The organism is Streptacidiphilus sp. PB12-B1b, from assembly GCF_014084125.1.
Taxonomy (GTDB): domain Bacteria; phylum Actinomycetota; class Actinomycetes; order Streptomycetales; family Streptomycetaceae; genus Streptacidiphilus.
This window is the reverse complement of the sequence record NZ_CP048405.1, coordinates 4,801,637-4,823,191: the sequence shown is the minus strand read 5'-3', so window position 1 is coordinate 4,823,191 and position 21,555 is coordinate 4,801,637. Positions and strand designations below refer to the sequence as shown.

Here is a 21,555-nt window from a genome sequence, read left to right as displayed (position 1 = left end):
TGTGACGGACCGTCAGGAGACGTCGGCCAGGCCGTCCAGGACCCGCCGCAGCAGGGTGCTGGAGGTGTGCACGGTGTAGGGGAAGTAGACGATCTCCACGCCGACCGCGGCGAAGTCGCGCTCCAGCCGCTCGCCCTTGGGGGTGCCGCGCCAGTCGTCGCCCTTGAAGAGGATGTCGAAGGGCGTCTGCCGCCAGGTGTCGAGTTTGTTCGGCACGGTCTCGGCGATGGCCTCGTCCACGAAGCGGACGTTGCGCACGATCTCCAGCCGCTCGTTCAACGGCACCACCGGCGGGCGGCCCTTGGCCAGCACCGCCATCTCGTCGGAGACCACCCCGGCGATCAGCCGGTCGCACTGGCTGCGCGCGTGGCGCAGGATGTTGAGATGACCCACATGGAAGAGGTCGTAGACCCCGGGCGCGTAGCCCACGCGTAAGCGGGCGCGGCCTTGTCCTGCCACGATGTTCCCCCAACAGCCCGGATCGGGCCGGTCGTCGTAGCGTGCGGTTGCTGGTTGCACGGCAGTCTAGGAGAGCGCCGACGGTGTCCGGGGGGCTTCGCTGATTTCTCCGGCAGGTGAACCGGGGATGGCCGAAAGGCGTCCGAGCGCCGAGAGTTCGCGGAACCACTTCACCAGCAGGGCCGGCATCAGCACCGCATTGGCGAGCAGCAGCAAGGCGTACACGGTGAGGAACACCCGGCGTCCGCCGCCGTAGCTGAGGAACAGCAGGCAGAACAGGCCGTAGTCGGCGGGCAGCAGCAGCAGCGAACGCAGCGCCGACGGGGCCTCGGCGGCGCGCCCGGCGGCGCCCGGGGCGCGGGCGTGGGCCCGCTTCAGCTGCTCGGTGAGGATGCCGCCGAAGAACGTCACCACGGCCGTCACCTGGTACGCCAACGGCATTGCCAGCGCCGCCGCCGAGCGGTGCTGCGGCCCCGGCTGGCCCAGGTGGTAGAAGCGGTAGAACGCCACCAGCAGCGCCAGATGCAGGGTCAGCATCTTCGCCACGTCCACGGTGTGGTCCAGCCACTCCCCGACCGGGCTGCCGGCCCGCCGCAACCGGGCCAACTGCCCGTCGGCGGAGTCCAATGCGAAACCCAGCACCAGCAGCGCGGCCACCCCGACCGTCAACGGCCAGGACGGCGGCACCAGCGCGATCAGGGCGATGCCGCAACCGGTGACCAGCGCACTGATCCCGGTCACGGCGTTGGGCGTCAGCCCGGTCGGGTACGCGGCCGCGGCCAGCACCCGCCCCAACGGCCGGTTGATCCAGCGCGAGTAGTAGGAGACGCCCTTGGACGACTTCTGCGCGCCGCGCAACTCACCGAGCGCCCACGTGAATCCAGCCATGACAGTACGTCACTCCTCAGCGTTTGCACGGGAATCGTCCGGGTGATGCACCGTTCGTCCGCCGATCCTTCCGTATTCGCCCGCCCGTGCGCCAGGGTCCACCTACGATGCTGGGAACGGACGGGCCGGACTTCTGCAGGTGGGGGCGCGATGCACGACAGGCACGAGCAGGGCGGCTCCAGTCGGCGGACGCTGCTGCTCGGCGGGGTCGCGGCGGCGGGCGCCGTGGGCCTCACCGCCTGCTCCGGCTCCGGCTCCGGCCCGACACCCGCGCCCGGTTCCGGTGCGGTCTCCGCCGGGCCCGGCGGTGCCGACCGGGCCGTGGTCAACGTGGTCGCGGACTTCGGCGCCAAGGGCGACGGGCGCACCGACGACAGCGCGGCCTTCGCCGCCGCCTACGCCCACGCCGTCGCCCGGGTGAGCGACCACGTCGGCCGCACCCTGATCGAAGTCCCGCCCGGGCAGTACCTGGTGACCCGGCCCGGCGCGCTGCTGGACGCCGACACCCCCGACAACCCGGCCAACGGCCTGCGGTTCGTCGGCGGCGGCAAGCGGATCACCGAGATCGTCTTCCGGCCCGACCGGGCCGGGGCGTACCTGTGCAGCAACACCGACACCTGGGCCAATGTCGCCTTCGAGGAGATGACGTTCACCTCGGCCACGCCCGGCGCGTCCTTCCTCTACTCGTACTCGACCGGCAACGCCCAGGACTACCGCTTCCGCGACTGCGAGTGGCTCGGGGAGTGGACCTACGGGCTGGCGCTGGACGGCAGCAACACCAACTCCGAGATGCGCTGGGAGGCGTGCCGGGTCGGCGGCGCCTACCGCAGGGCGTTCCTCTACTCGGGGCTGTCCCAGAAGTCGCAGGACCCGGCCGCCCAGGATCAGTTCCTGAACTACTGGTTCACCGACATGAAGGTCGAGTACGAGTGGGGCAACTTCCTGGAGTTCCCCTACGGCGGCTCCATCACCTGCCGCGGCGGCTCGTACATCGTCACCGGCACGCGTCCCGCGCCCGATCCGGTGTACGGGACGCTCAGCACCTTCTTCCGGCTGCCCACGGCCGCCCACGCGGCCTCGGTGCAGCGGTTCCACGCCGAGGACATCCGCTTCGAGGTGCGCAACCCGGACGTGGTGGTGATCGACAGCCACTGGTCCGGCGGAACCATCCGCTTCAACGACTGCGACGACACCGCCAACGCCTTCAAGTCCTTCGCGCCGTCCGTCCAGGCGCACCGCATCGACATCGGCCCGCGCGGCCCGCTGGTCCGCTACGACTCCTGCCAACTGGTCGGCGCCCACCAGTTCCGCACCCCGGCCGGGGCGCCGTCGGCGCAGGTGGTCCGGTACGACATGTGCAGTTTCGCCAACCAGCCGCAGACCGCTCTGACCGCCGCCACCACCGGCACCGGGCCGGGCGCGGTGAGTTTCGTCGACTGCCTGGGCAGGCCCGGCTGACCGGGCCCGGGCGGCGGCGTCAGCCGCGACGGCGCCGGAGCGTGCCGAGGAACTCCGGCACCCCCAGCGGCACCCGCAGCCGCCACACCGCCGCGCCGAAGCAGGCCAGGGCCAGGGCGGTGCCCGCGCCGACCCCGCCGGGGGTGTCGCCCAGCTGCCAGCGGACGGCCCCGGCCACCGCCGCCACCAGCAGCATCCCCACGCCCACCGCCAGCGCGTAGCCCCGGTCCACGGTGCGGAACCCCAGCCGGTAACGGACCAGCGCCGCCGACAGCAGGTTGTCCACGACCACCGACGCCCCCCAGGAGATCCCCGCCCCCAGGACGCCGGTGCGGGGGATCAGCAGCACGCCCAGGCCCACCTGCACGGCGCAGGCCGTCCCGGCCACCGCCAGGTTCCACGAACTGCGCCCGGCCATCAGGATCACCGTCTGCGCGTTGCCGACCATCACATTGACCGTGTTGGCCGCGCACAGCACCACCAACGCCGCCGCCCCGGACGGGAATCCGCCGCCGAACAGGGTGAGCACCGTCCTCGGGAACACCGCCATCAGCACGAACACCGGCAGCGAGAACAGGGCGATCCAGCGGGTGGACAGCCGGTGCAGCCCGTGCGCCTCGCCGTCGCGTCCGCCCGCCAGCAGCCCGCTGATCTGCGGTGCGACCGCCAGCCGCACCGCGAGCTGCAACAGCGTCCCGGCCGTGATCAAGCGGCTGACCGCGGTGTAGATCCCGGCGTCGCGGCTGCTGCTGAACAGCGACAGCAGCACCACGCCGACCCACACCGAGGTGATGTCGAACACTGAGGAGATCGCCCTCGGGCCCGAGAAGGACCAGAACTCCCGTGTCAGGGCGCGGTGTTCGTCCGCCGACAACACGGCCGCCGGGGCGTCGGTGCGGCGTCGGCGGCGCAGTGCCACCCAGGTGACGGCGGTGCCGCCGACGGTCGGCAGCACCCACGCGGCGGACAGGCTGAGCGCCGAGGGCGCCAGCAGCACCAGCGGCAGTGCCAGCACCACCCGCAGCAGTGGCTTGCCGACCTGCTCGGTGCCGACGAACGGCACCACCGTGCCGTAGCCGCGGGTCGCGCCGAGCAGCACCAGGGCCACCGTGGCGGGCGGCAGGAACACCGCGAACATCCGCACCACGGCCGTGGCCCGCCCCGGCGGCAGGCCGGGCAGCAGCGCGTGCGCGACCGGCGGGAACAGCAGCAGCGCCAGCATCGCCGCCACGCTGACCAGCAGCACCGGCAGCACGGCGATCCGCAGCAGGGCGCCGGTGCGGGCGCCGCCGGTCGCCGTCCGGTCGCGGGAGACGAACCGCACCAGGCCGGTGTCGGCGCCCAGCTTGAGCCCGTTGCTGAGGATGGTGAACACCGCGATGCCGGTGAACACCGCGCCCGCCGCCGACGCGCCCAGCCCGTGCGTGCACAGAGCGACCAGCGCGAACCCGGCCACCGCGTTCACCGCCGAGCCCACCAGCCCGATCCAACTGCCGCGCGCGGTCACGGCGGTGGAGTCGGCGGCGGGTAACGGCGCGGGGCCCGGGTCGGCCACCCCGGCGGCCGTGCCCGGGCCCACCGGTGCGCCGCTCACTCGCTGCCGCGTTCCAGCAGGCTTGCGCGCAGCCACTCCTGGTCGGCCTCCCGGCTGTCGGCGCCGTCGCTCTCGCGCCGGCCGGTGGCCAGGCCCCGGGACCAGTCGGCGGGCGCGCGCACCGCGCCGGCGGCCGGGGCCCGGCCGGTGCGGGCCTCCAGTCCGGCCTGCTCCGGGCGGTGCCGGACGCCGCCCGCGGGCTCTCGGCCGAAGCGCAGCGCGTCGGCCGCGCGCAGCACCAGCCGCCCGAGCCGGCCGCCGGGCGTCCGGGTGGCCACCATGCCCAGCACCGGGGTGTTGGTGGCCGCCAGGAACTCCCGCACCTGGTCCAGATCGGTCCGGCGCAGGCCGCCCGGATCGCCGACCAGGACCACGCCGTCGGTCCAGCGGGCCACGGCCAGCGCGTCCGGGTGCGACAGCACCGCGGGCGCGGTCACCACCAGGGTGGGGCCGGAGCGCAGCGCCTCGGCCTCGGAGTCCACCAGGGCCAGCGCCCGCAGCGCCGCCGGAACCCGGCTGCCGGGCACCAGGGTGAAGCTGCCGGCGCTGCCCGCGGCCACCGTGACCGGGCGGTGCGGCCAGCCGTCGGGGGTCGCCCCGGGCCGGATCACGGCCTCGGCGCCGACCCGCCCGGCGAGCCTGCGGCGCAGCCGGGGGCGGCGCAGGTCGGCCTCGATCAGCAGCACCTCCTCGCCGGTCTCGGCGTACGCGGCGGCCAGGTTGGCGGCCACCGCGGCGGCCTGCCCCAGCGTACGCGGCTCCACGACCAGGATGCCGCGCGGATCGTGCTGGTCGGTGGCCAGCGCCACCCGCAGGGCCAACGTGCGGTACGCCTCGGCCAGCCGGGAGGGGGAGGAGCCGACCGCCAGCAGGCCGCCGCCGGGCCGCAGCCGTCCGGGCCGGAACGGCAGGGTGACGAGGATCGGCGCGCCGAGGTGCCGCAGCACGTCCCGGCCGTCCCGGACCCGGCGCTCGAACACGCTGGCCAGCCAGGCCAGCAGGATGCCCAGGGCCAGGCCGACCACGCCGCCGATCGCCGCCAGCAGCGAACCGCTGATCCCGGCCGGGGCGGTGGGCGGTGCGGCCTGCGCCAGGATCTGCCCGGGCGTGGTGTTCACCGCCTGGTAGTCGGCCAGTTGCGACTGCACGGCGGCGATCTGGGTGGCCACCGAGGCGCGTTCGGACAGGGCGTAGTCCTTGGCGGTGCCGTCGCCGTCGCCGAAGTCGTTGATCTGCTTGCTGAGCGAGTTGTAGCTGGCCATCAGCGGCTTCAACTGGCTGTCCAGCCCGGCGGTGATGCCCTTCAGGTCAGCCGCGGCCGTGGCCTGACGCTGACTCAGGTACGCGGACATCACCGCGTTGACCCGCCGGGCCGCCTCGACCGGATCGCTGTCGGTGTAACTCAGCTGCAGGATCTCGGTGTTGGGCGAGGCAGCGACGGTCAGCCGCTTCTGCAGCGCGCTGCCCTGCAACCCGGGCTCCTTGAGCGCCCGCGCGGCGGCGTCCGCCACCACCAGGCTGGACGCCACCTGCTGCTCGGTCTGCATGTTGATGTTCTTGCCCGCCGCGACCGAGCTGTTGAACGGCGTGGTGCTCGGCGCGTCCACCAGCAGCTGCCCGGAGGCGGTGTACTGGTCGCCGGTGGCCCGGTGCGCCTCGACGCCGCCGAGGACGCCCAGCGCCAGCGCGCCGACGATCAGCACCGGATGCCGCAGCAACTGCCGCACCTGGTCTCTGAGCTGGTCGGGCTCGTCGTAAGGAGGCTCTTCGGCACGGGGCGTGTCGGTCATGGAAGCGTCCTTCCGGAGGCGACAGGGGTCAGCGGGACGGCTGGGGCCGGGGCGGGGGCCGGAGCGGGATCGGCGGCCCCGGTCGGCGCGGCGGCGGGCACGGCCGCGGCGGGCAGCGCCCGGCGGCGGGTGGAGATCAGCAGCGGGATGAACACCAGCAGCGCCAGCGGCGCGGTGGCCGCCAGCAGGCTGCCGCGCAGCAGGATCAACTGGTAGAAGCCGAAGGCCGGGACGAGCAGCGCGGAGAGCGTCCCGGAGCGGGCGCGCAACCGCTGCCGGGCCTCGTCGATGCGCCGGCCCACCGCCCCGAGCAGCGCGAACGCGGCCACCAGGGACGGGATTCCGGCCCACAGGTAGCTCTCGATCCACAGCGGCGCGGAGAGGTTGGTGAAGTCGTAGCCCGCGAACTGGGCGATGTCGATGCCGGTGTCCTCGGGCTTGCCGGGCCAGTAGGCGCGCGGCAGCCAGAACAGCGGCGGCCCGAGCAGGCGCTGCGGCTGGAACCCGGTGCGCTGCTCCATCGCCAGGCCGGTCTGCACCTGCTGGTAGGCGTCGTAGTCCGGGTTGGTGGTGAACTGCTGCGCCATGGAGACCACATGGACCTGCCCCCGCTCGGTGTAGCGGAAGTAGTCGCTGTACGGGAAGATCACCAGGATCACCGCCAGCGTCCCGGCGGCCGCGATCCGGAAGCCGCGCGGGCGGCGCAGCGCGGGCAGCGCGAACAGGACGGTGAGCAGCACCGTCCCGGCCCAGAAGCGCGGATTGCTGATCGGGTTGTTGACGATGCCGTTGAGCACCAGCATCACCGGCAGCGCGATCAGCCGCGCGCCCTTGAGCAGCCGGTCGCCGCGCCGCGAGCGGGAGAGCTGCAGCAGCCCCAGCAGCGACCAGTAGGCGGGCACGGTCAGCCCCCAGGCGGCCAGCGCCGCACCGGCCTTGGTGCCGCCCCCGGTGGTGCTGTCGGCGGTGGTGATCGCCTGGCGGCTGGTGAAGAACGTCGACAGGCCGCCCTGCTTGGGGATCAGGTACGCGGCCAGGGCCAGCGAGAGCAGGCACAGCATCAGCAGCCGTACCGGGGCTATCTCGCGGTCCAGGACCCGCTCCAGCGGGCGTGCGGCGCGGGCGTCGGCCCGGCGTCCGGCGAGGGCGCTGCCCAGCGAGTAGGCCAGCAGCCCGATCTCCAGGATCGCGCTGGACTCCACGGCGATCCTGGCGTCCGTGCGGTAAGGCCAGGGGTAGGTGTCGGTGGCGAGCATCGCCAGCGGGGCCAGGCCCAGCCAGATGTAGGTGAACAGCCAGAAGCCGAAGGCGACCGGTCGCACGGTCCGGTCGGTCAGCACCCTCGCCAGCCCCAGCCCCGCGTGCAGCACCACCACGCACTGGACCAACAACGCCGCCTGGATCTGGGCCGTGGTACCAGCCAGTACCAGCGCGGGGGCGAGGGCGTCGAGTAACAGCAGCCAGACGGCGAGACCCGCGATGCCGCGCGGCCGCCGGACCGGAATGCGCGGGGCACGGGGATGTGGGGCAGGTGATGTTCCCCAGCCACTCACCGGTAACCCCCAGGTCGTCGAAATCCCCACCAGTATGCCGTGCCACCTGAAAACATGTGATCGAATCAGGAACAGCCACAGAGAGGTTTCCAGCGTGCCTCGTCGGCTCTTGCTCGTCTCGACCAACTACGCCCCTGAACACTCGGGGATAGGACCGTACTCGACCCAGATGGCCGAGCACCTGGCCCTGGCCGGCCACGAGGTGCACGTGCTGGCGGGGATGCCGCACTACCCGGCCTGGAGCGTCGACCCGGCCTACCGGGGGGCCTGGCGGCGTACGGAGCAGCGCGGCGGCGTCACTGTGCACCGGCGCCGGCACACCGTCCCCGCACGGCAGAGCGGGCTGCGCCGGGCGCTGTACGAGGCGAGCTTCCTCGCCCACGCCGGGGCCACCCCGCCGCGCGGACGCTTCGACCTGGTGCTCAGTCAGATGCCGGGCCTGGCTGGTGGATTGATCGGCTCCCGGGTCGCCGCCCGGGCCGGTGTGCCGCATGTGGTGGTGGTGCAGGACCTGATGGGCGCGGGCGCCGCGCAGAGCGGCATCGCCGGCGGGCAGCGGGTGGCCGGGATCGCCGCCGGGGTCGAGGCCCGGGTGCTGCGCCCGGCGGCGCTGGTCGGCGTGGTGCACGAGACCTTCCGGGAGCGGGTGGCGGCGATGGGCGTGCCGCAGCAGCGGATCAGGGTGGTGCCCAACTGGAGTCATGTCGCGGCCCCCGCCGCCGACCGGGAGGAGACCCGGGCCCGGCTGGGCTGGCGGGCCGACGAGACGGTGCTGCTGCACTCCGGCAACATGGGCCTCAAGCAGGGGCTGGAAGTCCTGGTGGAGGCAGCCGGGCTGGCCGGGCCCTCGGTGCGGGTGGTGCTGCTGGGCGACGGCAACCAGCGGGCCGCGCTGGAGGAGGCGGGCCGGGGCCTGGACCGGCTGGAGTTCCTGGCGCCGGTCTCCGACGCGGACTTCCCGGACGTCCTGGCCGCCGCCGACGTGCTGGCGGTCACCCAGCGGGCCTCGGTGCTGGACATGAGCATCCCCTCCAAGCTCACCTCGTACTTCGCCGCCGGACGCCCGGTGCTGGCCTCGGTGGCGGCGGGCGGCGGCACGGCCGAGGAGGTGCTCCGCTCCGGCGCGGGCGTGCTGGTCGCCCCGGAGGACCCGAAGGCGCTGCTGGCAGCCCTGCAGGAGCTGGCGGCCGACCCGGCCCGGGCGCAGGCGCTGGGCGCGGCCGGGCCCGGGTACGTCCGCGAGCACCTGGGCAAGGAGGCCGGGCTGGCCCGGATCGACGCCCTGATCGAGGAGGCGCTGGGCGGCTGAGCCCGTCCCGGTCCCGGGCCGGTCACCCGGACCGGGCCAGGGGCTCACCGCCGCAGCGCCTCGGTGTAGAGCGCGGCCAGCCGGTCGGCGACGGCCGACAGCGAGAACACACCGGCGACGGCGGCCCGCCCGGCGGCGACGGTGCGCTCCCGCAGTCCGTCGTCGGTGAGCAGCCGCTCCACCGCGTCCGCCAGGGCCTGCGGCGTCCCGTCGGTGATCAGCGCGGCGCCGGTGGACGCCAGCTCGGCCGCTATCCCGCAGCTGCTGGTGGCCACCACCGGCGTCCCGGCAGCCAGCGCCTCCAGCACGCTCATCGGAAACGGCTCGTGGACGCTGGGCAGCACGTACACGGCGGCCTCGGCCAGCCGCTCCAGGGCGGTGCCGTGCGGGACCGGGCCCCGGTACTCCACCCAGGACTCCAGCCGCTGCGCGGCGATGGCCCGCTCCACCTCCGGCAGCGAGCCCTCGTCCGCCCCGTGCAGCACGAACCGCAGCCCGGGCAGCCGGGGGAGGAGCAGCCCGGCCGCCGCGACGAACGCCTCCGGGCGTTTGCGCGGATGCAACCGGGCCAGGTAGAGGACCAGTTTGCCGTCGGGTTCGCCGGTGCGGGGCCGTGGCCGGACGCCGTTGGCCAGGCGCAGCAGCGGGGGGTGGCGGCCGTGGAAGACGGTCGCCAGGCCGCGTTCCTCCTCCTCGGTCAGCACCAGGCAGGCCCGGGCCCGCCGCAGCAGCGGCACGTAGACGCTGTCGAACAGCCGGGCCACCGGCTTGGTCCGGGGCGGGACCATGCCGTGGGTCTGCACCAGGAACGGGGTCCGGCGCAGCCGGGCCACGGCCAGCGCGGCCAGCGTCACCAGGTCGCGCCCGGCGTGCAGGTGCATCACGTCGGCCCGGCCGGTCTCGCGCCACAGCAGCCGCAGCAGCCGGGGGTTGAGCAGGGCCAGGAAGCCCATGCCGGGCAGGACGGTACGGGCCGGGACCGCCAGCAGCGGCACCCCGTCCACATCGGCCGGGGGCGGCCCGGCCCCGCGCCACAGCGAGAGCAGCGCCGCATCGTGGCCCCGGGAACGCAACTCCGCGCACTGCCCGGCGGCGACGCTCACCGGCCCGCCGTAGGCGCCGTCGTCGCTGACCAGCGTCGCCACCTGACGGATGATCAGGGCATGCTCTGCAGAAGGGCCTTGCTGCTTCAACGGCCCGCCTCCGTACGGCTGCCGCGCTCCGCCCCGGCCGCGACCAGCAGTTCGCCCGGAGCGAGATCCCGGTGGGCCACCGCCCCGGCCCCGACCACCGCTCCCTCGCCCACGGTCACCCCGCGCAGCACCACGGCCCGGGCGGCGATCCACGCGCCGGGCCGGACGTCGATCGGACCGTTGTCGAACTCGAACGTGGGGCTGCGGCGTTGGTGGCTCCCGGTGCACAGCAGCGCGCCCTGGGAGACGCACACGTCATGGCCCAGGGTGATCGGCTCCAGGGTGACCAGCCAGGCGTCCTCGCCGATCCACACGTCGTCGCCGACGGTCAGCTTCCACGGCCACTGCACCCGCACCCGGTGCCGGATCAGCACCCGGGCGCCCACGGTCGCGCCGAAGGCCCGCAGCAGCGCGGGCCGCAGCCGGGGCGGGAACCACCAGCGGCTGAAGACCAGGTTGAGCACGGCGAACCACAGGGCCTGCACCGCCAGTCCGCGTCCCTTGTCGTACCCGGCCCCGGTGAAGCCGCGCAGCGAACGGGCCCCGGGGCCGGCCGCGCCGGTCAACGGTCCACCCGGACGGAGCTGCCGTCGAGCTGCGCGGCGAGTTGCGCGATGTCCGCCTCGACCATGATCCGGGTCAGCTCGTGGAAGGTCACCTCGGGCTTCCAGCCCAGCAGTTGCTCCGCCTTGGAGGCGTCCCCGATCAGCGAGTCCACCTCGGCCGGCCGGTCGTACTTGGGGTCGTAGCGCACGTACCGGGCCCAGTCGAGACCGGCGGCGGCGAACGCGTACTCGCAGAACTCCCGTACGCTGCGGGCCGTTCCGGTGGCGACCACGTAGTCGTCCGGCTCGTCCTGCTGCAGCATCCGCCACATGGCCTCGACGTACTCCGGCGCGTAGCCCCAGTCCCGGACCGCCTCCAGATTGCCCAGGTAGAGCCGGTCCTGCAGCCCCGCCTGGATCCGGGCCACCGCCCGGGTGATCTTACGGGTGACGAAGGTCTCGCCCCGGCGCGGCGACTCGTGGTTGAAGAGGATGCCGTTGGTGGCGTACATCCCGTAGGACTCGCGGTAGTTGACGGTGTTCCAGTAGGCGAAGACCTTGGCGCAGCCGTACGGGCTGCGCGGGTGGAACGGCGTACGCTCGCTCTGCGGCGGCGGCGTGGCCCCGAACATCTCCGACGAGGACGCCTGGTAGACGCGGGTGCGGATACTGCTGGCCCGGACCGCCTCCAGCAGCCGCAGTGAGCCCATGCCGGTCACATCGCCGGTGTACAGGGGGGAGTCGAAGGACACCCGCACATGGGACTGCGCACCCAGGTTGTATATCTCGTCCGGCTCTATGGCGTTCAGCAGGCTGCTCAGGGATATCCCGTCGGAGAGGTCCGCATAGTGCAGCACCAGATCGCGCTCCGGGGTCTGCGGGTCCTGGTAGATGTGGTCCAGCCGCTCGGTGTTGAAACTGGAGGAGCGCCGCACCAGCCCGTGGACCTGGTAGCCCTTGGCCAGGAGCAGCTCCGCCAGGTAGGAGCCGTCCTGCCCGGTGATGCCGGTGATGACTGCCGTTTTACGCACATTGACCTCCACGGGGACGGTTGACCGATTGCCTGCCGGCGGTATCGGGGGGCCCGGTTGCGGAAAGCACATCCCGGGGCAAGTCAGGGAATGTCAGAATCGCGGCATGACCGAGCTTCCGATCGACCGGCAGGGCGATCTGCTGCCCCCGCCCGCCCGGATATTCGTCGCCGGACACCGAGGACTGGTCGGCTCCGCCGTCCGTCGCCGCCTCGCCGCCTCCGGCTACGAGGTCCTCGTCCGCACCCGTGCCGAACTCGACCTCCGCGACGCCGGGGCCACCGCCGCCCACCTGCGCGAGCAGCGTCCGGACGCGGTGGTGCTGGCCGCCGCCAAGGTCGGCGGCATCCTGGCCAACTCCACGTATCCGGTGCAGTTCCTGGAGGACAACCTGCGGATCCAGCTCAGCGTCGTGGCCGGTGCGCACCAGGCCGGTGTGCGCCGACTGCTGCTGCTGGGCTCCAGTTGCATCTACCCCAGGCTCAGTCCGCAGCCCATCACCGAGGACGCGCTGCTCACCGGCCCGCTGGAGCCGACCAACGAGGCGTACGCCATCGCCAAGATCGCCGGTATCGTCCAGGTGCAGTCCTACCGCCGCCAGTACGGCGCCTCGTTCGTCTCGGCGATGCCGACCAACCTGTACGGGCCGGGCGACAACTTCGACCCGGACGGATCGCATGTGCTCCCCGCGCTGGTGCGGCGGTTCCACCAGGCGGCCCGGGACGGCCTGCCCGAGGTGCGGCTGTGGGGCACCGGCCGCCCGCGCCGGGAGTTCCTGCACGTGGACGACCTGGCCGCCGCCTGCGAGCTGCTGCTGCGCCGCTACGACGACGACACCCCGGTGAACGTGGGCTGCGGCACTGATCTGACCATCAGCGAGCTGGCCGGGATCGTGGCCGAGGTGACCGGGTTCACCGGCGCGATCGGCTACGACACCTCCAAGCCGGACGGCACGCCGCGCAAGCTCCTGGACATCTCCCGCCTGGCCGGGCTGGGCTGGAAGCCGCAGATCGGGCTGCGCGAGGGGATCGCCGGGACGTACGCCTGGTGGCTGGAGAACGAGGCCGCCGCGCGGGGCGCGGGCCGGTAGCGGCCCGGGCGGGTCCGGCGGCGGTACCGCGCCTGCCGCCGGGCCCGGACCGGTCGCGGCGGGGCCGCGAGCGGAACCGCGAGCGGGGACGCCGTGGCCGGGGGAGTCGCGGCTCGGGGAGTCGCGCTGGGAGGTGCCCATGGGGTCAGTACGCTCCCCGGCCCTCGGCCACCGCCCGTAGCGTCCGGGCCAGGACCTGGGCGTCCACGCCCAGCGACCAGTTGTCCACGTAGCGCAGGTCCAGCGTGACGGTCTCGTCCCAGGTGAGGTCGGACCGGCCGCTGACCTGCCAGAGCCCGGTGAGCCCGGGGCGGACCCGCAGCCGGCGCAGCTCCACCGGGGTGTAGTCGGCGACCTCGGCGGGCAGCGGCGGGCGCGGGCCGACCAGGGACATGTGCCCCATCAGCACGTTCAGCAGTTGCGGCAGCTCGTCCAGCGAGTAGCGGCGCAGCACCGCGCCGACCCGGGTGATCCGGGGGTCGCGGCGCAGTTTGAACATCCGCCCGTCGTGGTCGTTGTGCTCGGCGAGCACGTCGCGCAACCGCTCGGCGTGCACCACCATCGACCGGAACTTGTACATGGTGAACGGTTCGCCGTGCTGGCCGACCCGGGTCTGCCGGTGCAGGGCCGGGCCGCGCGAGCTGAGTTTCACGGTGAGCGCCAGGGCCAGCAGCAGCGGCGTCAGGGTGACCAGCAGCAGCAGGGCGGCGACCCGGTCACCGACGCTCTTGGCGGTGCGCGCCAGCCCGGCCCCCACCGGCGCGGCCACGTGCAGCAGGGTCAGTCCGGCGGCGCTGCTCAGGCCGACCCGGCGCGAGGCGACCTCGACGATGCCCGGCAGCACCGACAGCGCCCGCCCTGACTCGTGGACGGCCCAGCTCAGCCGCCGCAGCCGCTCCCCGGCCAGCCACGAGCCGGTGGCGACGAAGACGCTCTGCGCGTCGAGTTCCTCGGCGGCCGACAGCACGGTGGCGCGGTCGGCCTCGTCCCGGTCGGCCTGGAGGCCGGCCTGTCCCTGCGGGTGCGGTTTGACCAGCGAGAGGCCGGGTGCGCTGCCCGGGGCCGCCGGTGCGGCGTCCAGCCTGCCGGCCACGGTGGTTCCGGTGCCGGGTTCGCCCTCGCCCACCAGGCAGGCGCCGACCACCACGTACTCGTGGTGCGTCTGCTTGGCGAGCCGGTCCACCACGCTGTCCACGGCCCGGGGGGTGCCGACCACCAGCACGCGCTGCACGGCGAGGCCCATCCGGTGCATACGGAGTAATCGACGCTGCGTCAGTTTCCTTCGGGCGCAGGTGATCAGCAGCAGCAGGACCAGGGCGACCAGGGAGGGGCCGGGCAGCAGCGACAGTTCGAAGTAGGTGCGGAACACCGCCAGCAGGCCGAGCAGGACGAACCAGTCCCACAGCACCGGCCGCAGGGCGGCGGTCTCGCCGAGGCTGTGCCGGGTGTAGCGGCCGCGGGCCAGCCCCACGCCGACCCAGGCCACGGCGGTGACCAGGGCCACCAGCCAGGAGTGGGCGGCCTCGTGCTGGAGGCTGAGGACCAGTCCCATGGGCAGCAGTGCGCCGAGCGCGTCCCCGAGGACGGCGGTTTTCGGACCGTCCGGCCGGCGATCGGAGGCGGCGGGCCGAGATGGCCGGTTCGCGTCGTCCGGATGGTGCTGTGTCGCCGTGGCTGAGGCATCGATCGATCGCAAGTTTCCCCCCGCAGGTGTTGTGGACCCGTGGTACCCGCATGTTCACGTCACGCGATGCGTCGTCTGAAGATATCTGTACTTGGTCAGTACATATGCGCTTCTCTTGGAAGTAGCCGGAATTTGGCTGAGTTGTACGGCTTGCCGCGTGGGGACGCCGGTCGCTATGGGCCGGCCAACCGGCGTCCCCCGCCGAGGCGTTGCGCTAGTGCGTCGCGGCCGCGTAGTGCGCGGCCACCTGCGCGGCGGTCAGCGCCGTCGGGTACACCGCGACCTCGTCGATCGACCCGGCGAACCAGTCGCTGTCCGGCTGGTTGGGCCAGCCGTTGAGGTTGTCCCCGCCGACCCGCCAGTACCCGTTGTACGCCTGGCTGGTGGTGGTCGGGTTGGTGCCCACCAGCGTGCCGTCGACGTACAGCGCCATGCCGGACGCGCCCTGGGTGGCCACCAGGTAGTGCCAGGCGCCGTCGTTGTAGGCGCCGGACGAGGTGATGGTGTCCGCCGAGCCGTTCCAGGTGCCGAAGACCAGCTGGCCGCTGTCGGTCATGTAGACGTGCTTGTCGTAGTTGCCCGACAACCCGGTCTGGCTGTTGCCGAAGCCGATGAGTTTGCCGCCGACGGCGGTGGTGGTCCTGAACCACAGCTCGGTGGAGTAGGAGCTGGGCGAGGCCGAGGAGTTGTTGGCGCTGACGATGCCGTCCGAGGCGCCGTCCAGGGTCACTGCGGTGCCGTCCCCGGTGGGCAGCGCGCCCGGTGCGCCGAGGGTCGCCCCGGTGCCGTAGGCGGCGGTGTTGCCGTTGTTGGAGGCGTCGGCGGCGGTGGTGCCGCTGGTCTCGTCCAGCCGCCAGTAGCTGCTCGGCGCGTCGTTGTAGACGGCCTTGCCGTAGCTGTCGGAGGGCGTCGGCGGCACGGCCACGGTGCCGCCGGCCAGGGTGTAGTGGGTGGCGACCTGCGTGGGCGTCAGCACGCCCGGGTAGACGGCGGTCTCGTCGACGATGCCCTGGAAGTAGCTGCTGCTCGGCTGGTCGGGCCAGCCGCCCAGGCTGTCCGCGCCCACGTGCCAGTAGCCCTGGTACTGCTGGTTGGCGGTGGCCGAGGTGTTGCTGCCGACCCGGCTGCCGTCCACGTACAGGGCCATGCCGCCCGGCCCCTGGGTGGCGACGGCGTAGTGCCACTGGCCGTCGTTGTACGCGTTCGGCGTGATCACCGTCTGGGTGCCGCCGCTGTACGTGCCGAAGACCAGCTGGCCGCTGTTGGTCATGTAGATGTGCTTGTCGTAGTTGCCGGAGGCGGCCGTCTGCTTGTCGCCGAAGCCGACCAGCACGCCGCCGCTGGTGGTGCTGGTCTTGAACCAGGTCTCGATGCTGAAGGTGGCCGGACTGGGCTGCGCGGTCTCGTCGTAGACGAAGCCGCTGGTGCCGTTCAGCCCCAGCGCGGTGCTGGCGTCCCCGGCGATCGCGCCGGTGCCGTCGCGCCAGGTGCCGCCGCCGTTGAAGTAGCCGTTCTGGTTCGCTGACGAAGTGTCACCGATGAAGCTTCCTGACGCCTCGTCATACCGCCAGTACAGTTGGGCCCCGTCGGCGAGCACCTGGCTGGCGTACGGCAGCGTGGCCGGAGCAGCCCGGATGGTGTACGTCGGCGAGGTGGTGGTGTTGGTGCCGTCGCCGGCGGTCACCCGGTAGGTGTGCCAACTGCCGGGCACCAGGCCGGTGTCGAGGTACGACAGCTGCGGCCGCGACCACCAGTAGGAGCTGCCGGTGCCGGTCCAGACGGGCGTGCTGCCGCCGTCCCGGTACAGCTTGTAGGTGAGCGTGCCGTCGTCGGTGTCGGTGGCCGTCCGCCAACGCAGCTGCACGGTACCGGCGGTGGTGGCGGAGCTGGTGATCGCGGGCACGCTGGGCGCGGCCAGGTCGGGGCCGTCGCCGAAGCGGGTCAGGCCCTGCTGCGGGCTGCCGTTGACGGTGGTGAACTCGCCCGCGACCCAGAGGTAGGGCTGGTTGTTCTCGGTGGCCACGGTCATCGCCCGGGGCCCGATCTCCTCCACCGTGGGCAGGCCCGGCGGGGCGACGTTGGGGCTCGGGCCGTCGTTGGTGTCCGGGTACCAGGGGTACTCCATGCCGCTGCTGGTGGTCTCGGCGATCAGGTGCTGCCGCCGCCCGTCCGGTTGTTCGCCCATGCTGGAGCAGTCATGGGTGTGCGAACCGGCGTACAGCACGTTGTCGTAGACCAGGACGGCCTGGGTCGCGCCGAGGCAGGTGTCACGCCAACGCTGGTTCAGGGTGGACCAGTCGATGGCGATGCGGCCGTCGAAGACCCCGCCGCCGGTGCCCTCGTTGGCGGTGTAGAAGCCGGTGGCGTCCGTCGCCAGGTCCTTGACCACGGAGTTCTGCTCGATGAAGCCCAGCGGGTAGTCCTTGATGGTCGCCCCGGTGACCGGGTCGACGATGCCCAGGGCGTGCGAGTCGGCGCCGTTGAGGGTGAAGAAGTCACCGCCGACCACCAGGTCGGTGCCGTCCGGCGAGAGCACCATCGAGCGCACGGTCAGGTCGGTCGTCGGCGCCCAGGACAGCAGCGAGCCCGGGGCGGTGTCGCCGACCGTGGTGACCTCGGCCAGGTGCTGGCGGGCCGTCCCGTCGACCGAGGTGAAGTCGCCGCCGATGTAGACGCCGGTGCTGGTCGGCAGGATGGTTCTGACCGTTGCGTTGACCTGCGGGTGGAAGGTCGGGACCAGCGAGCAGGTGGCGATGTCGATCGCCACCAGGCTGTTCACGTAGACGCCGTTGACGTGGTCGAAGTAGCCGCCGACGTAGAGGGTCCGGCCGTCGGGGGAGACCGCCAGCGCCCGGATGGTCGCGGTGCCGCTGCTGATGGTGAAGTTGAGGCCGCAGCCGGTGGGCACGCCGGTGGCGGCGTCCAGCACCATGAAGTTGGCGGCAGGCGTCTCGTTGGTCCCGATCGCGGACCCCGGAGGCCGGATGGCGGTGAAGCTCCCGCCGGCGAAGACCGTGCCCCCCGTCTGGGCCAGCGCCCAGACCACGCCGTTGGTCTGCCAGGTGGAGAGGTTGTTCGAGGTGAACGCGATGGGCGCGTCCGGCGCGGCGGTCGCGGCCGGGGCTAACGCCAACGCCGTCGAGCCGACCAGCGCGAGCGCCGCCAGCCCGGCGAGCATCCGGGTCCTTTTCACTAAGTTCCCTCCGTCTTCATCGAGTCTTCACGACTCGGCTAGAACCGGAGAGTAGAGGCGGGCAGCTGACCTCGTCTCAGTTTCCGCCCAAGTGGTACACCGGCGCAACACATCGGCCGTCCGGGCCGTCGCCGTCCCGCCGCGCGGAACGGTCGGGGATTGAGTCATCCGACGGAAGCGGGGCACGGCCGCGACTGCCACGATCGTCCTGGCGGCCGCGGAGGTCTCGCGCGGCGTCCGGGAGGTCCGGGAGGTTCGGGTGGACTTCACCGGTGTCCCCTTCATGGACACCAGCGGACTGGCCTTCGTCACCGATCTGCGGCAGCGCTGCCGGGAGGCCGGGGCGCTGCTGCGGATCGGCGGCCTGCGCCCGCAGCCCCGCCGGGTGTTCGCCGTGGCCGGGTTCCCGCTGCCGGAGCTGCCGGCCGTCGAGTGACCCGGCCGGACCGGCGGCGTCGGCCCGGTGGCGGGCGCAGCTGCCCCTTCCCTAACCATTGATGACGGAGCGTCAGACCTGCTTGAGGTCGGCGGTGAGGGCGCCCAGGTCGATGCCGTTGACCGTGCCCGCCTGCCGGTACTGCTCGGGCAGCACCGCCCACGCCTCGTCCGCGTAGGTGGACCACCAGTCCCAGGAGACCTGCTGGACCGCGCCCCAGGTGATCGCATACAGCCAGTCGGCGTCGTAGCCGAGCAGCGGTACGGCGTGGCCGCCCTCGATCGGCTGCTGCTGCCAGCCGGTGACCAGCGTCCACGGCTGGCCGTCCTGGAACTGCTGCTGCGCGTTGGCCGGCACCTGGATGCCCGCGTAGACCCCGCCGAACAGGGCGATGGTCTGCTGGATCGCGGTCAGCGCGTGCACGTTGACCGGCGCGTAGGCCACCACCTTGTTGCCCCACAGGCCCGTGCGCTGCCAGGTCTTCAGCACGTCGGACTCGACCAGGCCGGTGTCCTTGCCCCCGGTCAGCTTGAGGTACTCGCTGACGACCTGCCGGTCGGCCGGTACCGGGTCCTGCTCGCCGGTCTGCGCGTTCCAGGACTGGATCATGTGCGCGGCGGCGGCCATGGTGCAGTCGCCGTACTCGTCGTTGCCGTCCATGGGCCAGTCGGAGACCCCGGTGGCCCAGTCGACGGCGGCGGGCGGCGTGGGCAGGGGCACGGCCTGGTAGGCGGTGAAGTCCCGCAGGGCCACCGGGAACTGGGGACCGAGCTTTCCGTATCGTCCGGGTGCACGGCTCATCTGCGTCTCCAATCGGTCGGGCTGATGGTGGCTTCACGTTGGCAGATTCGCGCACCCCCTCCCGTCGCCCCGACAACACCGCGGCGACGGGTTCCGCAGCCGTCCGCCGGCCATCGGCATGGCTGTGACCTGCGCCGACTCCCGGGACGGCGGGCGCGCGCCGGGAGCCGTGCCGATGCCGGGGGCGCGCCCGCACCAGGACCGGCCCGGCCGGATTTCACCCGAACGGGACACCGGGCCGGACCGCTCCGCCGCAGGCGCGAGCCGGAACCCGGAGCTACGCTTTCCTCATGGGAGAGCGATCCGCTTCGCCCGGAGCCCCGGTGAGCGGCCTGCCGAGCCCCGCTGACAGCGTCCGGCAGCCCTCCGCGCTGACCGCGATCACCGGCGTGGGCCGCCCGCCCACCTCCGTGCGCCGGGTCCCCGCCCGCACCGTCCGGATCGGCCGGGCCACCGACAACGACCGGGTCGTGTCGTGGAAGACCTCGCGGTCTCCCGCGACCACGCCGAACTGCGTACCCACAGCAACGGCCGCTACGAGATCGCCGACCATCGGCCACTCGGTGTTCTGCCTGGTCGGCGACGAACTGCAGGAGTACATCGACGCCGGCGAGGTCTCGCTGCAGGTCGACGGCCTGGAGGTACGCGTCGGCCCGGAGCGCCGGGCACTCTTGGACGCGGTGTCCTTCCCGGTCGCCGAGAAGACCCTGCTGGCCATGGCCGGGCCCAGCGGCGCGGGCACGTCTCCCCTGCTCCATGCCCGCACCGGGCTGCGCCCCTCGCACTCGACCCCGCCGTCGTCGTCCACCGCCACCACCTCGCCCAGCGGCGGGACCACCCCGCCGCCCCCGCCACCGCCGCCGAGCTCGTTCACCCCGGCGTCGCCCTCCGGCGCCGGTCGGCTCGCCCTGACGCGGGCCGCCCGGACGGGAAGGCCGAGGAGGGTCCACTGTGTACTTCAGCGACCGCCGTGACGCCGGGCGGCAGCTGGCCGACCGGCTGCGCGGTCTCGGCGGCGGCCCGGTGGTTGTGCTCGGCCTGCCGCGCGGCGGGGTGCCGGTGGCGGCCGAGGTCGCCGCGGCCCTCGGCGCGCCGCTGGACGTGGTGCTGGTGCGCAAGCTCGGCGCGCCGTTCCAGCCGGAGCTGGCCATGGGCGCCATCGGCGAGGGCGGGGTACGCGTGGTGGACGACGAGGTGGTGCGGCTGACCGGCACCTCGGCGGACGAGCTGGCCGAGGTGGAGCGGCGGGAGCGGATCGAGCTGCTCCGGCGCGTCGACCGCTACCGGGGCGGCCGGGCCCGGACGCCGATCGAGGGCCGTACGGCGGTGCTGGTGGACGACGGCGTCGCCACCGGGGCGACCGCGCGGGCCGCCTGCCGGATCGCCGCCCGGCAGGGCGCGGCCCGGGTGGTGGTCGCCGTCCCGGTCGCGCCCCGGGACTGGACCGAACGGCTGGCGGACGCCGCCGACGAGTTGGTCTGCCTGCGCACCCCGGCGGTGTTCTTCGGGGTCGGGCAGTTCTACGCCGACTTCACCCAGACCTCGGACGCCGAGGTGGTGTCCTGCCTGGCAGCCGCTGCTGCCCGGACGGGGCGGGCCGACCGGCCCTGACCGGTCGGCCGGGCCGCCCCACGACCGTGGGCGGCCCCGGTCAGGCGTGCAGCCAGGCGACCGGGAACGCGGTGCCGCCGAGCGTGCCGTCCTGGGTGAGCAGGGTGCCGCTGCGCTCCAGGTTGGTGCTGTTCACCGTGCCCGCGGAGGCGAAGGGGACGCCGTCGGCGGTGACGTCGGTGAACTGGACCTGGTGGAAGTCCGGGCAGGGCGGGATGGTCTGGCTGCCTATCGCCTCCACGATGACCTCGGCGGAGCTGAGCGCCACCGACTTGGCGGTCTTGGTGTAGGTCTTGGTCCAGCCCTGGGTCGGGTCGGCCAGGACCAGGGTGAAGGAGCCGCTGCCGTTGGTGGTCACCGACGAGTCCATCTCGTCACCGGCCTTGACGGTCTCGGTGAAGTAGATGGAGTTGGCCGGGTACATCTCGACCCACGGGTTGTACTGCACCGCGCCGTTCTTGGTGCACACCGCGTCCAGGCCGATCTGCTCCACCGAGCTGCTGGTCCAGCCGTCGAGGCCGGACCAGAAGGAGATGTCGCCCGCCGTGGCCGAGCAGTCCAGGGCCGGGACGGTCCAGTCGCCGGTGACGGTATGGAAGGTCCCGCCGGTCACCGCGTAGCCGCCCCAGCTGTTGTTGGCCCCCTTGTGCCGGACGAGCCGGTGGGCGGGGCCTTGACCGGCGTGGGCCGCCAGTGCTGAAGTGGCGCTCGCCGGAGCGGCCAGGGCGGTCGTGGCCAGGGCGGGAGCGGCCAGCGCCGGTGCGGCCAGCGCCGTGGCCGTGAGGCCCAGGGCGAGCAGGCAGGCGGAAGCCTGGTTGGGCATGGATCCCCCTTGTGGGTGACGCGCGGGCCGGGGCCGCGTGGTGGTGCGTCAGAGAATCCTCCCGGTGACATGGACACGTCAATAGTGCCTCCAGGGC

At 73.1% G+C, this 21,555-nt stretch carries 17 protein-coding genes and 1 pseudogene; 6 read left to right on the top strand and 12 right to left on the bottom strand.

From position 1 onward, the window contains the following. Window positions 1–12: 12 nt before the first annotated feature. Window positions 13–459, bottom strand: coding sequence for an adenylyltransferase/cytidyltransferase family protein (locus GXW83_RS21335; protein WP_225447155.1), 447 nt, complete (start codon window positions 457–459; stop codon window positions 13–15). A 66-nt stretch (window positions 460–525) separates the two neighbouring features. After that, a complete protein-coding gene (locus tag GXW83_RS21330; RefSeq protein WP_182444613.1) occupies window positions 526–1,347 on the bottom strand; it encodes a CDP-alcohol phosphatidyltransferase family protein in 822 nt (273 codons plus the stop codon). Window positions 1,348–1,497: 150 nt separating this feature from the next. Between GXW83_RS21330 and GXW83_RS21325 the strand changes: the two genes are divergently transcribed. Further along, window positions 1,498–2,805 (top strand): glycosyl hydrolase family 28-related protein, encoded by a 1,308-nt coding sequence (locus GXW83_RS21325; RefSeq protein WP_182444612.1) that lies wholly within the window; start codon window positions 1,498–1,500, stop codon window positions 2,803–2,805. A 19-nt stretch (window positions 2,806–2,824) separates the two neighbouring features. Here GXW83_RS21325 and GXW83_RS21320 read toward each other — a convergent pair whose 3' ends face one another. The 3 genes from GXW83_RS21320 to GXW83_RS21310 are packed head-to-tail and all read right to left on the bottom strand — an operon-like array spanning window position 2,825 to window position 7,742. After that, window positions 2,825–4,399, bottom strand: a complete 1,575-nt coding sequence (locus tag GXW83_RS21320) for an oligosaccharide flippase family protein (protein WP_225447154.1) — start codon at window positions 4,397–4,399, stop codon at window positions 2,825–2,827. Further along, a complete protein-coding gene (locus GXW83_RS21315; protein WP_182444611.1) occupies window positions 4,396–6,189 on the bottom strand; it encodes a lipopolysaccharide biosynthesis protein in 1,794 nt (597 codons plus the stop codon). The genes GXW83_RS21320 and GXW83_RS21315 overlap by 4 nt, the downstream gene beginning before the upstream one ends. After that, window positions 6,186–7,742 carry a hypothetical protein gene (locus GXW83_RS21310; protein ID WP_225447153.1) on the bottom strand — a complete coding sequence of 519 codons (1,557 nt, stop codon included), beginning with the start codon at window positions 7,740–7,742 and terminating at the stop codon, window positions 6,186–6,188. Before GXW83_RS21310 ends, GXW83_RS21315 begins: the two co-directional genes overlap by 4 nt. A 169-nt stretch (window positions 7,743–7,911) precedes the next feature. Between GXW83_RS21310 and GXW83_RS21305 the strand changes: the two genes are divergently transcribed. Then, window positions 7,912–9,051, top strand: a complete 1,140-nt coding sequence (locus GXW83_RS21305) for a glycosyltransferase family 4 protein (protein ID WP_370466745.1) — start codon at window positions 7,912–7,914, stop codon at window positions 9,049–9,051. Between the two features lie 44 nt (window positions 9,052–9,095). On the opposite strand, the gene GXW83_RS21300 is transcribed toward GXW83_RS21305, so the two are convergent. From GXW83_RS21300 to gmd, 3 genes are read right to left on the bottom strand one after another with little or no spacing between them, the layout of a single operon-like run. After that, window positions 9,096–10,196 (bottom strand): glycosyltransferase, encoded by a 1,101-nt coding sequence (locus tag GXW83_RS21300; RefSeq protein WP_225447151.1) that lies wholly within the window; start codon window positions 10,194–10,196, stop codon window positions 9,096–9,098. Window positions 10,197–10,240: 44 nt separating this feature from the next. Continuing rightward, window positions 10,241–10,810 carry a DapH/DapD/GlmU-related protein gene (locus tag GXW83_RS21295; protein WP_182444609.1) on the bottom strand — a complete coding sequence of 190 codons (570 nt, stop codon included), beginning with the start codon at window positions 10,808–10,810 and terminating at the stop codon, window positions 10,241–10,243. Next, window positions 10,807–11,820, bottom strand: a complete 1,014-nt coding sequence (gene gmd / locus GXW83_RS21290; protein ID WP_182444608.1) for a GDP-mannose 4,6-dehydratase — start codon at window positions 11,818–11,820, stop codon at window positions 10,807–10,809. The genes GXW83_RS21295 and gmd overlap by 4 nt, the downstream gene beginning before the upstream one ends. A 106-nt stretch (window positions 11,821–11,926) precedes the next feature. Here gmd and GXW83_RS21285 point away from each other — a divergent pair, with 106 nt between their 5' ends. Further along, complete coding sequence (locus GXW83_RS21285; RefSeq protein WP_182444607.1) at window positions 11,927–12,910, top strand: GDP-L-fucose synthase; 984 nt, start codon at window positions 11,927–11,929, stop codon at window positions 12,908–12,910. A 145-nt stretch (window positions 12,911–13,055) separates the two neighbouring features. On the opposite strand, the gene GXW83_RS21280 is transcribed toward GXW83_RS21285, so the two are convergent. Both GXW83_RS21280 and GXW83_RS35110 read right to left on the bottom strand, forming a co-directional pair. Next, window positions 13,056–14,462, bottom strand: a complete 1,407-nt coding sequence (locus GXW83_RS21280; protein WP_182444606.1) for an exopolysaccharide biosynthesis polyprenyl glycosylphosphotransferase — start codon at window positions 14,460–14,462, stop codon at window positions 13,056–13,058. Window positions 14,463–14,808: 346 nt separating this feature from the next. Continuing rightward, window positions 14,809–17,787: a LamG domain-containing protein gene (locus GXW83_RS35110; protein WP_304940968.1), complete on the bottom strand. Its 2,979-nt coding sequence runs from the start codon at window positions 17,785–17,787 to the stop codon at window positions 14,809–14,811. Between the two features lie 166 nt (window positions 17,788–17,953). Here GXW83_RS35110 and GXW83_RS21265 point away from each other — a divergent pair, with 166 nt between their 5' ends. Next, window positions 17,954–18,223: an STAS domain-containing protein gene (locus GXW83_RS21265; RefSeq protein WP_370466887.1), complete on the top strand. Its 270-nt coding sequence runs from the start codon at window positions 17,954–17,956 to the stop codon at window positions 18,221–18,223. A 72-nt stretch (window positions 18,224–18,295) separates the two neighbouring features. Here the strand turns inward: GXW83_RS21265 and GXW83_RS21260 are convergent, their stop codons facing one another. Further along, window positions 18,296–19,024, bottom strand: coding sequence for a hypothetical protein (locus GXW83_RS21260; RefSeq protein WP_182444604.1), 729 nt, complete (start codon window positions 19,022–19,024; stop codon window positions 18,296–18,298). A 290-nt stretch (window positions 19,025–19,314) separates the two neighbouring features. Between GXW83_RS21260 and GXW83_RS35395 the strand changes: the two genes are divergently transcribed. Both GXW83_RS35395 and GXW83_RS21250 read left to right on the top strand, forming a co-directional pair. Further along, window positions 19,315–19,998, top strand: coding sequence for a hypothetical protein (locus GXW83_RS35395; protein WP_182444603.1), 684 nt, complete (start codon window positions 19,315–19,317; stop codon window positions 19,996–19,998). Next, window positions 19,976–20,611, top strand: a pseudogene (locus GXW83_RS21250) (phosphoribosyltransferase); the annotation flags it as partial. The gene GXW83_RS35395 and the pseudogene GXW83_RS21250, both read left to right, overlap by 23 nt. Window positions 20,612–20,675: 64 nt before the next feature. On the opposite strand, the gene GXW83_RS21245 reads toward GXW83_RS21250, so the two are convergent. After that, entirely contained in the window at window positions 20,676–21,458 is a 783-nt protein-coding gene (locus GXW83_RS21245; protein ID WP_182444601.1) for a G1 family glutamic endopeptidase, read from the bottom strand. Window positions 21,459–21,555 lie beyond the last annotated feature (97 nt).